10 protein-coding genes and 1 riboswitch are annotated in these 16,324 nt (G+C 67.8%); of the genes, 6 read left to right on the top strand and 4 right to left on the bottom strand.

What is annotated here, in order from left to right; translation table 11 throughout:
* On the bottom strand, window positions 1–1,134 hold the full coding sequence (locus J2X09_RS05300) for an ABC transporter substrate-binding protein (protein ID WP_310307652.1): 1,134 nt from the start codon (window positions 1,132–1,134) through the stop codon (window positions 1–3).
* 130 nt (window positions 1,135–1,264) lie between these two features.
* On the opposite strand from J2X09_RS05300, the gene uvrA reads away from it, so the two are divergent.
* Both uvrA and J2X09_RS05290 read left to right on the top strand, forming a co-directional pair.
* Window positions 1,265–7,219, top strand: a complete 5,955-nt coding sequence (gene uvrA, locus J2X09_RS05295; RefSeq protein ID WP_204732798.1) for an excinuclease ABC subunit UvrA — start codon at window positions 1,265–1,267, stop codon at window positions 7,217–7,219.
* Window positions 7,219–7,548, top strand: a complete 330-nt coding sequence (locus tag J2X09_RS05290; RefSeq protein ID WP_204732984.1) for a hypothetical protein — start codon at window positions 7,219–7,221, stop codon at window positions 7,546–7,548. The genes uvrA and J2X09_RS05290 overlap by 1 nt, the downstream gene beginning before the upstream one ends.
* On the opposite strand, the gene J2X09_RS05285 is transcribed toward J2X09_RS05290, so the two are convergent.
* The 3 genes from J2X09_RS05285 to J2X09_RS05275 are packed head-to-tail and all read right to left on the bottom strand — an operon-like array spanning window position 7,549 to window position 10,044.
* Window positions 7,549–7,929 (bottom strand): hypothetical protein, encoded by a 381-nt coding sequence (locus tag J2X09_RS05285; protein WP_204732799.1) that lies wholly within the window; start codon window positions 7,927–7,929, stop codon window positions 7,549–7,551.
* A 52-nt stretch (window positions 7,930–7,981) separates the two neighbouring features.
* Window positions 7,982–9,241 (bottom strand): MFS transporter, encoded by a 1,260-nt coding sequence (locus J2X09_RS05280; protein ID WP_204732800.1) that lies wholly within the window; start codon window positions 9,239–9,241, stop codon window positions 7,982–7,984.
* Window positions 9,238–10,044, bottom strand: a complete 807-nt coding sequence (locus J2X09_RS05275; protein ID WP_204732801.1) for an HAD-IIB family hydrolase — start codon at window positions 10,042–10,044, stop codon at window positions 9,238–9,240. Before J2X09_RS05275 ends, J2X09_RS05280 begins: the two co-directional genes overlap by 4 nt.
* 96 nt (window positions 10,045–10,140) lie before the next feature.
* Window positions 10,141–10,229, top strand: a riboswitch (S-adenosyl-L-homocysteine riboswitch).
* Between the two features lie 70 nt (window positions 10,230–10,299).
* Here J2X09_RS05275 and ahcY point away from each other — a divergent pair.
* The 4 genes from ahcY to J2X09_RS05255 all read left to right on the top strand — a co-directional run bounded on the left by ahcY (window position 10,300) and on the right by J2X09_RS05255 (window position 16,288).
* On the top strand, window positions 10,300–11,751 hold the full coding sequence (gene ahcY / locus J2X09_RS05270) for an adenosylhomocysteinase (protein ID WP_204732802.1): 1,452 nt from the start codon (window positions 10,300–10,302) through the stop codon (window positions 11,749–11,751).
* Window positions 11,752–11,857: 106 nt separating this feature from the next.
* Entirely contained in the window at window positions 11,858–12,610 is a 753-nt protein-coding gene (locus J2X09_RS05265) for a TlyA family RNA methyltransferase (protein ID WP_204732803.1), read from the top strand.
* Window positions 12,611–12,624: 14 nt separating this feature from the next.
* Entirely contained in the window at window positions 12,625–13,455 is an 831-nt protein-coding gene (metF, locus tag J2X09_RS05260; protein ID WP_204732804.1) for a methylenetetrahydrofolate reductase [NAD(P)H], read from the top strand.
* A gap of 328 nt (window positions 13,456–13,783) precedes the next feature.
* Window positions 13,784–16,288 carry an autotransporter domain-containing protein gene (locus tag J2X09_RS05255; protein WP_204732805.1) on the top strand — a complete coding sequence of 835 codons (2,505 nt, stop codon included), beginning with the start codon at window positions 13,784–13,786 and terminating at the stop codon, window positions 16,286–16,288.
* Window positions 16,289–16,324: the final 36 nt, after the last annotated feature.

Raw genomic sequence — 16,324 nt, 5'->3', positions numbered from 1 at the left:
CTACCGGCGAAACTTCCCACTCGCGTCGATGATCGAGAGGTCGGCGAAATCGAGGCCGGTGTGGTTGGTCGGGCTGTAGTGCACCGTCAGTCCGCCCAGGTCGAAGCCCTTGAGGTTCTCCAGCGCATCGCGCAGCGCCACCGGGGTGGGGTTGGGGCCGGCACGGCGCAGGCCTTCCGTCAGCACCTTGGCGGCGGCGTAGCCTTCCATCATCGCGGGCGAGACACCGTCGAGGCCCCTGGCCTTGGCGAAGTCCTGCGCTTCCTTGATCAGGCCGTAGGCCACCGAACGCTCGTTGGGAAACACCTGCGTCACGATCACGCCCCGCGCGTGTTCGCCCAGCAGCTTGATGAAGCCATCGGAGGCGTTGTTCGACAGCGTCACCGCCTGCGCGCGCGAGCCCGCCTCGCGGATGGTCTTGATGGCGTTGGCGGTGTTGCCGGCCGATCCGATCACCATCACCGCCTGGGCATTGCTTTCATTGAGCTGCTTGGCCAGCGCGGTGAAGTCCGGCTTCTCGCGCGGAAACTTCTCGTGCATCACCGGCTTCAGGTTGGCCTTGGCGAAGCCCTTGAGTGCGCCGGCCGCCGAGTCGGCACCGAACGAGTCGTCGTTCTCGAACAGCGCGATGCGGGTGATGCCGATGCTGGCCAGGTGCTCGATGGCCTTGGCGGCCTCGCGCTGGTAGGTGGCGCGCACGTTGAAGACCCAGGGGTTGACCGGCTCGTGCAGCACCATGGCGCCGGTGCTCGGTGCCACCAGCGGCACCTTCAGTTCTGCCAGGATGGGCAGCAGCGCCTGCGAATGCGGTGTGCCCCGGTTCAGGAACAGCGCCAGCACGCGCTGCTTCGTGATCAGTTCGCGCGCCACCTCCACCGTGATCTTGGGGTCGAACTTGTCATCCACCGCGATGAGCTCGATCTTCTGGCCATTCACGCCGCCACGGGCGTTGATGTTGTCGAAGTACAGCCTGGCGCCTTCGTGGTTCTCCTTCACGCCGGCCGCCACCGAGCCGCTGAAGCCCGAGGGCATGCCCACGCGCAACTGGGCCCAGGCAGGCGTTGAAAAGGCGAGCAGGCCGGCCAGGCCGAAGGCGGTCCAGAGGGGGTGCGAGAACATGCGAATCCTTTTCATGTAGGGCGTCTCCTGAGGTCAACCGAGTCTAGGCGTGGCACGCATGCGGGAAATTGTGGGTATGACCTACCGAACAGACGCATTTCGCCCCCCTCCGTAGAATCTTTGCGTCCCCTTCTGGAGCCCTTGCATGTCAGATGCCTTTCTGCCCGCCGAATTGCCCGCGGGCGCGATTTCAACCGCGTCCGGCCCCGATGGGTACCACCAGCCGACGGAAGGCGGCTCCGGGCTGATCCACATCCGCGGAGCGCGCCAGCACAACCTCAAGAACCTCGATCTGGACATCCGCACCGGCGAACTCACCGTGGTGACGGGGCCCAGTGGTTCCGGCAAGTCCAGCCTGGTGTTCGACACGCTGTTCGCCGAGGGCCAGCGCCGCTACGTGGAGACCTTCAGCGCCTACGCCCGCCAGTTTCTTGACCGGATGGACAAGCCCGCGGTCGACCGGGTCGAAGGCGTGCCGCCGGCCATCGCGATCGACCAGACCAACCCGGTGCGCTCGTCGCGTTCCACCGTGGGCACCATGACGGAGCTCAACGACCACCTGAAGCTGCTGTACGCGCGCGGTGCCGACCTGTTCGACCGCGACACCGCGCTGCCCGTGCGGCACGATTCTCCCGAATCGATCTTTGCGGAGCTCAAGGCACGCGCCGAACGGCAGGGCGATCCGCGCCTCGTGATCACCTTCCCGGTCGAGTTGCCCGCCAGCACCACGGCCGAAGAGATCGAACAATGGCTCTCTGCCAGCGGCTACACGCGCGTGCAGGCCGAGCGCGTGGTGCAGCGCGAGGCGAAAGCCGAAGCGGTGCCGGCCAGGGGTGGCAAGAAAGCCAGGGCCCAGATCGAATCGGTGAAGGTGCTCGACGTGGTGGCCGACCGCTTCCGCATCGGCACGGCCGAGCCGGCGCGTGTGATGGAGGCGATCGAGGCCGGCCTCAAGCGCGGCAGCGGCAAGCTGATGGTCTACGTGCTGGCGGAAGAAGGCGAGTCCGAGATCTGGCGCTTCTCGACGGGGCTGCACTGCCCCGAGAGCGACATCCGCTACAGCGAGCCCACACCCTCGATGTTCTCATTCAACTCCGCCGTGGGCGCCTGCGAGGCCTGCCGGGGCTTCGGGCGTGTGATTGGGGTCGACTACGGCCTCGTCATTCCGAACGACAAGCTCACGCTGCGCGCCGGTGCGATCAAGGTGTTCCAGACGCCGGCCTGGAAGGAGTGCCAGGACGACCTGATGCGCCACGCCGAGGCGGCCGGCATTCCGCGCGACACGCCCTGGGCCAAGCTCACGCCCGAGCAGCAGCACTGGGTGAAGTCCGGTTCGCCGCAGTGGAACGGCAAGTGGAACCAGCAGTGGTACGGCGTGGACCGCTTCTTCGAGTACCTGGAGAGCAAGGCCTACAAGATGCACATCCGGGTGCTGCTGTCCAAGTACCGCAGCTACACCGAGTGCCCGAGCTGCCACGGCGCCCGCCTCAAGACCGACAGCCTGCTCTGGCGCATCGGCACCAAGGCGCAGGCCGACGCCGCGCTGGCGCCCGAAAAGCGCTACATGCCGCAGGGTGTGAAATGGAGCCGCGCACAACTCGAGGCGCTGCCAGGCCTGTGCCTGCACGATTTGATGCTGTTGCCGCTGGACCGGCTGCGCGGCTTCTTCGCCTCGCTCGACGAGACGCTGGCCCCTGCGGGGACCGACGCGGCCGCGGCCGGCCAGGCGCAGGCGCTGCGGCTGTTGTTCGAAGAGATCAACACGCGCATCCGCTACCTGTGCGAGGTCGGCATCGGCTACCTCACGCTGGACCGCCAGAGCCGCACCCTCAGCGGAGGCGAGGTGCAGCGCATCAACCTCACGACGGCGCTGGGGACCTCGCTGGTGAACACGCTGTTCGTGCTCGACGAACCCAGCATCGGCCTGCACCCGCGCGACATGGCGCGCATCAACGATGCCATGCTGCGCCTGCGCGACGCCGGCAACACGCTGGTGGTGGTGGAACACGACCCGGCCGTGATGCTCGCGGCCGACCGCCTGATCGACATGGGCCCCGGCCCGGGCGAGCGCGGCGGGCAGATCGTGTTCGACGGCACGCCCGAAGCCATTCGCTCGGCCGACACCCTCACCGGCGCCTACCTCGGTTCGCGCAAGACCATCGGCATGGGCTTCAAGCGCATGGTGACCGACAGCACGCCGCGCCTCATCCTCGAAGGCGCGCGCGAGCACAACCTGAAGGACGTGTCCGTCGAGTTCCCGCTCCAGCGCCTGGTGGTGGTCACCGGCGTGTCGGGTTCCGGCAAGTCCAGCCTGATCCAGGATGTGCTGGCGCCCGCGCTGTTGCGCCACTTCGGCAAGTCCACCGAAAGCCCGGGCGAGCACGACCGCCTGCTCGGTGCCGACTACCTGTCCGAGGTGGTGTTCGTCGACCAGTCGCCGATCGGCAAGACCGCCCGCTCCAACCCGGTGAGCTACGTCGGCGCGTGGGATGCCATCCGCGCGCTGTTCGCCGAGGCACCGCTGTCGCGCCAGCGCAGCTACACGCCCGCCAAGTTCAGCTTCAACAGCGGCGACGGCCGTTGCCCCACCTGCGGCGGTTCGGGCTTCGAGCATGTGGAGATGCAGTTCCTGAGCGACGTGTACCTGCGCTGCCCGGATTGCGATGGCAAGCGCTACCGGCCCGAGATCCTGGAGGTGACGATCCGGCGCGGCGAGCGTTCGCTCAACGTGGCCGATGTGCTGGAACTCACCGTGAGCGAAGCCGCCACCCTCTTCGCGGGCGACCGCGAGGTGATCCGCGTGCTGCAGCCCATCGTCGACGTGGGGCTGGAGTACGTGAAGCTCGGCCAGCCCGTGCCCACGCTCTCGGGCGGCGAGGCGCAGCGCCTCAAGCTCGCGGGCTTCCTGGCCGAGGCCTCGAAGAACAGCAGCGCCAGCCGCCAGGCCGTGGCACGCAAGGGCACGCTGTTCCTGTTCGACGAGCCGACCACCGGCCTGCATTTCGACGACATCGCCAAGCTCATGCGCAGCCTGCGCAAGCTGCTCGATGCCGGCCATTCGCTGGTGGTGATCGAGCACAACCTGGACGTGATCCGTGCGGCCGACTGGCTGATCGACCTCGGTCCCGAGGGCGGCGACGCCGGGGGCCTGATCGTGGCCGAAGGCCCGCCCGAGACGGTGCGCGAGCACGCCAGCAGCCACACCGCGAAGGCGCTGCGCGACTACGCGCTGGCCATGGGCGAGGTGCACGAGGTGAAAGAGGCGATCCCGGGGCGTCTGCGCGCGCCACGTGCCCGTGCCCAGGGCGGCAACGCCATCCGCATCGTCAACGCCAAGGAGCACAACCTCAAACAGCTCAGCGTGGACATCCCGCGCGGCAAGTTCAACGTGATCTCGGGGGTGAGCGGCTCGGGCAAGTCCACGCTGGCGTTCGACATCCTGTTCAACGAAGGCCAGCGGCGCTACCTGGAAAGCCTCAACGCCTACGCGCGCAGCATCGTGCAACCAGCGGGCCGGCCCGAGGTGGATGCGGTCTATGGCATTCCGCCGACCGTGGCGATCGAACAGCGCCTCTCGCGCGGCGGCCGCAAGTCCACGGTGGGCACCACCACCGAGGTGTGGCACTTCCTGCGCCTGCTGTATGTGAAGCTGGGCACGCAGCACTGCGTGCACGACGGCGCGGCCGTGATGCCGCAGAGCGCCGACAGCATTGCCGCGGCCATCCTGGCGCGCTACAAGGGCCGGCACATCGGCCTGCTCGCGCCGCTGGTGGTCAACCGCAAGGGCGTTTACACCGAACTGGCCGACTGGGCGCGCCCGCGCGGCCACACCCACCTGCGGGTGGACGGCGAGTTCCTGCCCACCACCGGTTTCCCGCGCATCGACCGCTTCAAGGAACACACCATCGAACTCCCGGTGGCCGATTTCGTGGTGAACGCCAACGACGAGGCCGCGCTGCGCCGCGAGCTGAACAAGGCGCTGGAGATCGGCAAGGGCGTGGTGCACGTGCTCACGCCGCTCGACGGCCTGGCGCAGGCGCTGGCCGAGGGCGCGTCCACGCGCGACCTGGGCACGCTGGAGGTGTTCTCCACCACGCGCGCCTGCCCGGTGTGCGCCACCAGCTACCCCGAGCTGGACCCGCGCCTGTTCTCATACAACAGCAAGCACGGCTGGTGCCCCGATTGCGTGGGGACCGGCGTGAAGCTGTCGAAGGACCAGCGCAAGGCGCTCGACGATTCGGTGCGCGACGACAAGGAGAAGGGCCGCGAGCAGAGCTTCGCCGAGCCCGAGGTGGACGACCTGGCGGACGAAGCCTGCCCCACCTGCGCGGGAACGCGTCTGAACCCGCAGGCGCGCGCGGTGCGCTTCGCGGGCGTGGGCATCACCGACGTGGCGTGCCTGTCCGTCCGGGAGGTTCGTGCCTGGGTGCAAGGCCTGATCGGCCCCCACACTCCACCGCTGCGCGGGTCGCTGCCCCCCGGGGGGGCTGTTCCGCCTTGGGGCGGCCCGGCGGCGGAACGCTTCGCTGGCGAGGTACCCGTTCTCAGCGCGCGCGAGGCCGACATCGCACGCGACCTGCTGCCCGAGATCGAGAGCCGGCTCGCCTTCCTGGAGGAGGTGGGCCTGAACTACCTCACGCTCGACCGTGGCGCGCCCACGCTGAGTGGGGGCGAGGCGCAGCGCATCCGCCTGGCCGCGCAGCTCGGCAGCAACCTGCAGGGCGTGTGCTACGTGCTCGACGAGCCCACCATCGGCCTGCATGCGCGCGACAACGCCATCCTGCTCAACGCCCTGCACAAGCTGGGTGAGCAGGGCAACACGCTGGTGGTCGTGGAGCACGACGAGGACACCATCCGCCGCGCCGACCACATCATCGACATCGGGCCGAGCGCCGGCAAGCGCGGTGGCCGCGTGGTGGCCCAGGGTTCGGTGAGCGACCTTTCGGCGAACGCCGATTCCGTCACGGGCCGCTACCTGCTGCACGCCATGAGGCACCCGCTGCAGGCGCGGCGCAGCATTCCTCCGATGGACGCATCGCCCTGGCTGCAGGTGCGTGGCGCGAACCTGCACAACCTGGACAACCTCGATGCGGCCGTGCCGCTGCAACGGCTGGTGGTGATCACAGGCGTGTCCGGCTCGGGCAAGTCCACACTCGCTCGCGACGTGCTGCTGACCAATGCGGCTGCCGCTGTCACCATGCGCAGCACGCAGGCCGGCCGCACCGCCTGGGACAAGGGCCAGCGCCCGTCCTGGGCCGGCTGCGAGAAGCTGCTGGGCACCGAGGTGGTGGACCGCGTGCTCGAAGTCGACCAGACGCCCATCGGCAAGACCCCGCGCAGCTGCCCGGCCACCTACATCGGTTTCTGGGACACGGTGCGCAAGCTGTTCGCGGACACGCTGGAAGCCAAGGCGCGCGGCTACGGCCCGGGCCGCTTCAGCTTCAACACCGGTGAAGGCCGCTGCCCGGGGTGCGAAGGTCAGGGCATGCGCACCATCGAGATGAGCTTCCTGCCCGATGTGAAGGTGCCTTGCGAGGTCTGCCACGGTGCGCGCTTCAACCCCGAGACGCTGGCCGTGACCTGGAAAGGCAAGAGCATCGGCGACGTGCTGCAGATGGAAGTGGACGAAGCGGTGAACTTCTTCGCCAGCATGCCCAGCATCAGCCACCCGCTGCAACTGCTGAAGGACGTGGGGCTGGGCTATCTCACGCTGGGCCAGCCCAGCCCGACGCTCTCCGGTGGCGAGGCGCAGCGCATCAAGCTGGTGACCGAACTCAGCAAGGTGCGCGACGACGTCACCCGCCGCGGGCAGAAGGCGCCGCACACGCTCTACGTGCTCGACGAACCCACGGTGGGCCTGCACATGGCCGACGTGGAAAAGCTCATCCGCGTGCTGCACCGCCTGGTGGACGGTGGCCACAGCGTGGTGGTGATCGAGCACGATCTGGATGTGATGGCCGAGGCCGACTGGATCATCGACCTCGGCCCCGAGGGCGGCAACGGCGGTGGTCGCATCGTGGCCGCCGCGCCGCCCGACGAAGTGGTGCGGCTGGGCACGCACACCGGCCGCGTGCTGGCGCCGGTGCTGAACCGGGTGTGATGGACGGCGGCCAGGTCATCCACATCCACGCCGAGGCACCGGCCAAGCCCGCGTTCGGGGCGCCGTGCAACGGATGCGGGGTGTGCTGCCTGGCCGAGCCCTGCCCCCTGGGCCGGGTGATCTCGCGCAAGCGGATGGGTGCCTGCGAGGCGCTGCGCTGGGACGATGGGCTGTCGGTCTACCGCTGCGGGGCGATCACCGATGCGAGGGGCGTGCTGGGCCCGCGCTGGCGCTGGGCGGCCCCGGTGCTGCGGCGGCTGGCGCACCGCTGGATCGCGGCGGGCGTGGGTTGCGACGCGACGCTGCAGGCCGAGCGCGGCGGGGATTGATCAGCGTGCGAACAGCCAGACCACGCTGACCACCAGGGCGGCAATCGCCACCATGAGGACACGCGTGCGCTTGCGCAGCAGGTCGACCGCGCCCACCAGCCGTGCGTTCTGCTCGGCAAGCTCGGCCAGGGTCTGGGCCATCTGCTCCTGTGTGGCGGCCTGCTGATCGATCAGCTGGCGGGCTTCGATCAGGCGGTTTTTCAGTTCGCCCAGCGTGGGCGGGGCTTCGCCCATGTCGAGCGGCGCTGGCGTGACCGTGCCGCCGGTCGGCGCCTTCTGGCGGTCCATCAGCTTGCGCGCGGCATTGAGCACCTTGGGCGCGTGTTCGATCACGTCGCCCCAGGGGATCACTTTCAGGGCAACCATCCAGGGAATGGCCATGGGAATGATCCTTTCGCTTGTGAGACTAAACCGTGGCCCGGGTGGGAGCCGTTCAGACCCGCAGGGTTCCTTCAGTTTGGGGCGAATCTGCCCGTCTCAACAGCCACCAGCCCAGGCCGGCCACCGCGATCAGCAACGCGGGAAAACCCAGCGTGGGCGCCCATTGCAGCGCGGCACCACCCAGCGCGGGGGCGAGCACACCGCCCAGCGTGTAAGACAGCACCAGCACCGCCGTGCTGTTGACCAGCGTGATGCCTTCCTCGCGCGAGCCGATGTCGATCATCGCCAGCGTGTACAGACAGCCGCCCGCACCACCCCACAGGAACGCCACCGGCGCGGCCAGCCACGGTGTGCCCGCGACGAAGGGGATGACCAGCGTGGCCAGCAGCGTGATGAGGGCGCAGGCCCGCAGAATGCGCAGCCGCACGGTGCGGCCGTCGCCCCAGCGCTGGCCGGGGTGGTGCGCCATGTGGTCGGCCAGCACACCGGCGGGCAGCATCATGAGTGCGCTGCCCAGCCCACTGGCCGACACCAGCAGGGCCGCGACCGTGGCGCCCAGGCCGAGCGCCAGACCGTACAGCGGCAGGATGGAGGTGAGGCCGCTCTCGAAGAAGCCGCCCACGAAACCGACCGTCATGATCAGCGGGTGGGCCAGCAGCGCGTGCCACACGCCCGACAGGCCGACCTTTGCACTGTGCGCATCCGCCGCGTCGGGCAGGCGTGGAATGAGCAGGCTCCAGGCCAGGCCGATGGCCATGAAGCCCAGCGCGATCCACAAGGCACGGTCGCTGTCCGCGCCCACCCAGGCCAGCATGAGCGGTCCCACCACGAAGGTGATGCCGACCATGGTTTCGAAGATGCCGACGTAGCGCCCACGCTGGCCCGGCGGCGAGAACTCGGCCACCACAGCCTCGGCCAGCACCCAGCGCAAGCCCGAGGCCATGCCGGCGGCGATCTTGAACACGAACCACAGCCAGAGCACGGGCGTGAACGCGAAGCCGGCGGTGGCGATCACCGGGATCAGCGCGGCCAGCCACAGCGTGGGCCGACGGCCCAGCCGCTGTGTGATGGCAGAGGCGAACGGCGTCATGAGGAACACGCCCAGCCAGCCGCTGGCCGCGAACAGGCCTGCCAGCGCGGTGGACTCACCGCCGCCTTTGAGCCGCAGCAGCAACAGGGGCGTGAGCATGAAGTAGCCCACCAGTTCGAAGAAGGTGGAGCCGAAGATCGCGATCAGGCCCAGCCGCGCTTTCCCGGGTGGGTTGGCGGCGAGGGCGCCGGTGTGGTCAGGTCGTAGCGGGTGCTCGCTCATGGGGTGATCCGCGCGTCCAGCACCGCATCGACCACTTCGGTGAACCCGGCGCCGCGCTCGCCCGTGGCGACGTAGCGGGGATGGTGTGCGAGCGCCCGCCAGAAGCGTTCGATGTTGGCCACGCCCACGCTGTGCGGGAAGTGGGCGAACATGCGCGCGTCGTTGGTCGAATCGCCGACATAGACCCAGCGGTCGAGCTCGTCGTCGAGCACACGGCCCAGCCGCGAGCGCACGATCCAGCGCGCACCGGCGAGCTTGTCGTGGTCGCCGATCCAGCCATTGATGTGGATCGAACTCACCGTGGCATTCAGCCCCTGGCCTTTCATGATCTGCACGACGCGCGCGATGTCGGCCTCGCCCAGGTGCGCGAACTCGCTGTGGTCGATCGCGATGTCGGTCTCCCGCCCGGGGCTGTCGGTGGCCAGACGGGCCTGCGGCATCTCGGCCAGCACACGTTGTGCAGTGGCATGCAGCTTCTCGAAGTTGGCGTGGCGCGTGGCAGCGTCCTGCAGGTAGTCGCGGCGCAACTCGCCGGCGTCACCGCGCCAGAGCGCCACGGCGCCGTTCTCCGCCACGATCGCGTCCACCGGCCAGGCCAGCGCGAAGGCCTCGCTCCAGCCGGCCGGCCGGCCGGTGATGGCGAACACTGGCAGACCGGCGGCGCGCAGGCGGTGCAGCGCGTCCAGTGCATCGGGCGTGATCGCGCCCTCGGTGGTGAGGGTGTCGTCGATGTCCGTCAGCACGCCGTGGATGCGGGCGCGGGCCGGGGCGGGCCAGAGGGCGAGGGGGGTCTTGTTCGTCATGGAAGGCGGGCAGTGTCGCACAGGCCTTCCGCGCCGCAGGGTGCCACCGGCGACGTTCGGCAGGGGGCAAATCGGGGCTGCTGCGGTAGAATCCCGCGATCCGAGGAGCGTTGCAGCGCCCCCACTGGCGAGGCCAGCAGCGGGGCGTGAGGCTCGGACCATCCCTGCAACGACGCTCATCCACATCCCGTGCGATGAGTCCTTTCTCAATCTGTGCGAGATGTGGTTTGTCCATCCTTTCCGGAGCGAACCACCATGAATGCACGTCTGAACAACCCGGTCGCCGCCGACAGCGCGATCGCCGACATCTCCCTGGCCGACTGGGGCCGCAAGGAAATCCGCGTCGCCGAGACCGAGATGCCCGGCCTGATGGCCATCCGCGACGAGTTCGCAAAATCGCAACCTCTCAAGGGCGCACGCATCACCGGCTCGCTGCACATGACGATCCAGACCGCCGTGCTGATCGAGACCCTGCAGGCGCTGGGTGCCGATGTGCGCTGGGCCTCGTGCAACATCTTCTCCACGCAGGACCACGCCGCCGCCGCCATCGCGGCCAATGGCACGCCGGTGTTCGCGATCAAGGGCGAGTCGCTGGAGGACTACTGGGACTACACCCACCGCATCTTCGAGTTCGGCCCCAAGGGCAGCAAGACCGAAGGCCCGAACATGATCCTGGACGACGGTGGTGATGCCACGCTGCTGATGCACCTGGGTGCCGCGGCCGAGAAGGACATCAAGGCGCTGGGCAAGGCCAAGAGCGAAGAAGAGAAGATCATCCACGCGGCCATCAAGGCCAAGCTCAAGCAGGATCCGACCTGGTACAGCCGCCGCCTGAAGAACATCATCGGCGTGACCGAAGAGACCACCACCGGGGTGCACCGCCTCAACGAGATGTCGGCCAAGGGCACGCTGCAGATGCGCGCCATCAACGTCAACGACTCGGTGACCAAGAGCAAGTTCGACAACCTGTACGGTTGCCGTGAATCGCTGGTGGATGGCATCAAGCGCGCCACCGACGTCATGATCGCCGGCAAGGTGGCCGTGGTCGCTGGCTACGGTGATGTGGGCAAGGGCTCGGCCCAGGCGCTGCGGGCCCTGAGCGCGCAGGTGTGGGTGACCGAGATCGACCCCATCAATGCGCTGCAGGCCGCGATGGAAGGCTACCGCGTGGTGACCATGGAGTACGCCGCCGACAAGGCCGACATCTTCGTGACGACCACCGGCAACAAGGACGTGATCCGTTACGAGCACATGGAGGCCATGAAGGACCAGGCCATCGTCTGCAACATCGGCCATTTCGACAACGAGATCGACGTCGCCTCGCTGGAGAAGAACTGCCAGTGGGAAGAGATCAAGCCGCAGGTCGATCACGTGATCTTCCCCAGGCAGGGCAAGAAGCCGGCCAAGCGCATCATCCTGCTGGCCAAGGGCCGGCTGGTGAACCTGGGCTGCGGCACGGGTCATCCGAGCTACGTGATGTCGTCCTCGTTCGCGAACCAGACCATTGCGCAGATCGAACTGTTCACCAAGCCCAGCGCTTACAAGGTGGGCCAGGTCTACGTGTTGCCCAAGCACCTGGACGAGAAGGTCGCTCGCCTGCAGCTGTCCAAGCTGGGCGCTCAGCTGACCAAGCTCACGAAGGAGCAGGCTGCCTACATCGGCGTGCCGGTGCAGGGCCCCTACAAACCCGATACCTACCGGTATTGAAATCACCCCCGCCGCGCTTCGCGCGACCCCCTCAAGGGGGTGATGCTGGCGGCCCGGCAAAGCCGGTTCCGCGGCATCTCCGGGCTAGGCGTGTGGGCGCTCCAACATGCGTGCTGATCAACTTCTCGTCGAACGCGGCCTCGCGGCTTCCCGTTCGCAGGCCCAGCGGCTGATTGCCGCGGGCGTGCAATGGCGTGAGGCGGGTGGCGACTGGAAGGCTGTCACCAAGAACGGTGAGGAGCTGCGAGATGCGGTCGAGCTTCGTTTGCTGGACACGGCGGAGACGCGTTACGTCTCGCGCGGTGGCCTCAAGCTCGAAGGTGCCCTGCGGCACACGGGTTTGAACGTCAACGGTCTGCGCTGTCTCGATGTGGGGCAGAGCAGCGGCGGTTTCACCGACTGCCTGTTGCAGCAGGGTGCGGCGCAGGTGGTGGGCGTGGACGTGGGGCAGGGGCAACTGCATCCCCGGCTCAAGGCCGATGCGCGTGTGGTGTGCATCGAGAAGTGCAACGCGCGCGAGTTGTCGGCCGAGGTGTTGCGGGCCGCCGGCGGTGCACCGCCGTTCGGCCTGATCGTCGGCGATCTGTCGTTCATCTCGCAGACGCTGGTGTGGCCAGCCGTGGTGCCGCTGCTGGCGCCGGACGCGCACCTGCTGATGCTGGTGAAGCCGCAGTTCGAGCTGCAGCCGGCCGACATCGGCAAAGGCGGGCTGGTGAAGGACACGGCCAGCTACGCCGTGGTGCGCGAGCGGATGGAGCAGGCGTGCCGCGACAACGGCCTTCGGCTGCGCGACTACCTGGAGAGCCCGATCACCGGAGGTGACGGCAACCGCGAGTTTTTTGTGTGTGCGAGCCAATGAGGAAGGACAAGACCATGGGTCTTCCGATCAGCCTGGAATTTTTCCCGACCAAGACGCCCGAGGGCGCGGTCAAACTGCGCGCCGTCCGGCAGCAGCTGTATGCGCTCAAGCCCGAGTTCTGCTCGGTGACCTTCGGTGCGGGCGGTTCGACGCAGGACGGCACGCTGCAGGCCGTCACCGAGATCATGGGCGAGGGCTGTGCGGCCGCTCCGCACCTGAGCTGCATCGGCCAGTCGCGCGAGAGCATCCGCCAGCGGCTGGCGGCCTATGCCGCAGCGGGCATCCGCCGCATCGTCGCGCTGCGTGGCGATCTGCCCAGTGGCTATGGCCTGGGTGGCGAGTTCCGTTACGCCAGCGACCTGGTGAGCTTCATCCGCGAGGAGACCGGCGACCGCTTCCACCTCGAGGTGGCGGCCTACCCCGAGACCCATCCGCAGGCGAAGTCGCCCGAGGCCGATCTCGATGCGTTCGTGGCGAAGGTGAAGGCCGGTGCAGACGCCGGGATCACGCAGTACTTCTTCAACAGCGACGCCTATTTCCGCTATGTGGACGATCTGGGGCGCAAGGGGGTGGACGTGCCGGTGGTGCCGGGCATCATGCCCATCACGAGCTCCACGCAGCTGATGCGCTTCTCGGACGCCTGCGGCGCCGAGATTCCGCGCTGGATCCGCATGCGGCTGCAGGCCTTCGGAGACGACACCGCCTCCATCAAGTCCTTCGGCCTGGACGTGGTGGCCGACCTGTGCGATCGGCTGCGCGCTGGCGGGGTGCCGGGCCTGCACTTTTACACCATGAACCAGAGCGCCGCCACCACCGAGCTGGTGCGCCGTCTCGCACTGGGCTGACATCGGCCGAACGTGCCGGCAAGCCGGGCAGGGGTGTCAAAGTGCACAGAAACAGGAGTTAGTTGCTCTTGTTTTTGATGAATGTAAGAAGTTGTGACGTATCCTTCGCGCCGACGTACGCCGAAGGGTGACCGGACGAAGGTGCCGATGAGGTCCTTGGTTTGGGATGCAGAGCCTGTGTCGGCGGCGTGGGTGCACAAGACTTCGTTTTTCCAGATGAGGGAGGGCGGGCGATCGCTGGTCGCTGGTTCCTGGCGCATCCGTTTTTCACCGCACGAGGGCAGACCCGCCCCGTGCGACGCAGGTGCCCTTTGTAGCCAGTACAGACATGAACCACATCTATTCGATCGTCCGCATTGCCTCCACCCACCAGACCCAGGTCGTTCCCGAGACCGCACGTCAACGGCGCGGTGGGTCTTCCCGCTCCAGCGTCCGAGGGGCTCGTGCCGCGGTGGTGGCCCTGGCCGTGATCGGCTCAGCCGGCCCGGCGCTGGCCGGCACCGGGCCCGCGCTGGGTGCGGGCGGATCGTGCCCCGAGACCGGCACCTTCTCGGTCTCGGACACGCGCACCACGATGTGCGAACTGATCGACAACGACCACATCACCGTGACCAGCACAGGCAGCATCACGGGTTTCACCAACGCCATCCAGGTCGGCGTCCCCACGGCGGGTGCCACGCCACCCGTGAACATCCAGGTGGTGAACCATGGCGAGCTGTACGGCACCACCTTCAACGGCCTGCGCAACTACGGTGAGATCGGCCTGGTCGACAACCGGGGCGGCATGCGCGGCATCAACTTCGGCATCGTGAACTCGGGGATCATCACCCTGCTGAACAACTCGAGCACCGGGGAGATCTCGGGCGATGTCGAGGGCGGCATCCTGAATTACCAGACCGTGATCGAGATGAACAACGACGGTTTTGTCGGAGGCGTCTCTTCAGGCCATGGCATCGAGAACTACAGCTTTTTCCAGACGATCAACAACCAGGGTGTCATCAGCGGACCAGGCGGTGCCATCGTCAACACCGGCATCATCAGCACGATCAACAACAGCGGGCAACTGCTGGGCAGCGTGAGCACCAGCAACACGACGATCAACCTGACGGGCACAGTGGCGCGGATCTCGGGCGCGGTGACCAATACGGGTGGTTCGGTCAATCTGCTCAGTGGTGCGGACTTCACCACCGAGAACACCTTCAGCGCGGCCACCTACGCCGTGAACAGCGGCGCCACGCTGCGCGTGGGCAGCTCCACCCATACCCTGACCGCGAACGATGCGGCAACCAACGCGTTCAACAACGCAGGCACCCTGCGGGTGGGTGAAGGCGTGGTGGCCAACATCGTTGGCAACTACGCGCAAAGCGGCGCCGTGCGCCTCGGTGCCAGCAGCTCCAGCAGCTATGGCCGTGTGGCCGTGCAGGGCGATGCGGAACTGTCGTCCAGCGCCACCTTTTTCGTGGACGTGAACACGACCAACTCGCTGGCCAACGGCCAATCGCTGGCCGGCGTGGTGTCCGCCACCGGCACCCTGACGAACAATGCCACCACCGGCAATGTGACCGACAACAGCGCGCTGTTCGACTTCCTTTCGGCCACCAACGGCAATGCGGTCGACATCCAGGTGGTCGCGGTGGTCACGCCTCCGACGACCCCTCCGACCACGCCCCCGACAACGCCGCCCACCACGCCTCCGACGACACCGCCGTCGTCCCCTGGCGCCATCATTTCTGCGGTCACCGGCAGCGGCTTGAACGCTGGCTTGCCTGCGGCGCATGTGCTCGACGGGTACATCCAGGGCGGCACCACCGGAACGGACTGGGATGCGGTGGTCACCGCGCTCGGCGCGCTGCCGACCAACCAGCGCGTGGCGGCCGCGGTCGGCCAGGTCATGCCGTCCCTGCACGGCAACGCGGGTTTCGCGGCTCTGGTCCATGGCGCCGCGACCGGCACGGCCATCGAGCAGCAACTGGCCGAGGCGGGCCAGTCGGGTGGTTCCGACGCCAGCGGCAAGCGCTTCTGGGTCAAGCCGCTGGGCAACCGTGTCGATCAGGACGCGGTGGATGGCGTCAGCGGGTACAAGATGGGCACCTACGGCCTCGTGGGTGGTGTGCAAAGCGACCTGAGCGCGCGCTCCACCCTCGGCTTCGGTCTGGGCTACCTGGACAGCACGGTCGATGGACGTGATTTCGCCGTCAGCCACCGCAACAACATCGAGAGCGTGCAGCTGATCGCCTATGGCCGGCAGGTGCTCAACGACGCAGGCTGGCAGCTGGACTGGCAGGGCGACTACACGCGCAGCCGTTTCGACTCGCGTCGGGTGATGGGCTTCATCGGCCGCACGGCACAGGCCAGGTACGACGGCGATACCTGGCACATGGGCGTGACCCTGAGCAAGGCGTATGACGTCAAGCAGCTGAAGGTCAAACCCCTGGTGGCGCTGGACTGGCGGCAGTTCAAGAGCGACGCGTACAGCGAAGACGGCGCAGGCGCGCTGAACCTCCTGGTCAACGAACAGAAGGCACGCGAGCTCATCCTGAAGGTGGGCGCGCATGTGCAGGGCGATATCAATGCGCGCACGCAGTGGCTCGCCCGTGCCGCCGTCGGTTACGACCTCAACGATCAGCGCAGCGCCGTCACCGCCCGGTTCAGTGGCGGCGGCGTGGCGTTCACCACGGACGGTCTGCCGAAATCGCGCACGTTGGCCGACCTGGGTGTGGGTGTCCGTTACCGCGCCACGGAGAGCATGGAACTCACCGCGCGCTACGACGTGCACCTGCGCAAGGGTCTGCGTGACCAGGTCGCCTCCGTGCGCCTGGGCTGGGCGTTCTGATTCGCGCACGCCGATGGGGGTGGTGGCTGGCCACCG

The organism is Hydrogenophaga laconesensis (assembly GCF_031457235.1).
Taxonomy (GTDB): Bacteria; Pseudomonadota; Gammaproteobacteria; order Burkholderiales; family Burkholderiaceae_C; genus Hydrogenophaga; species Hydrogenophaga laconesensis.
This window is presented reverse-complemented; position numbering and strand designations above follow the sequence as displayed.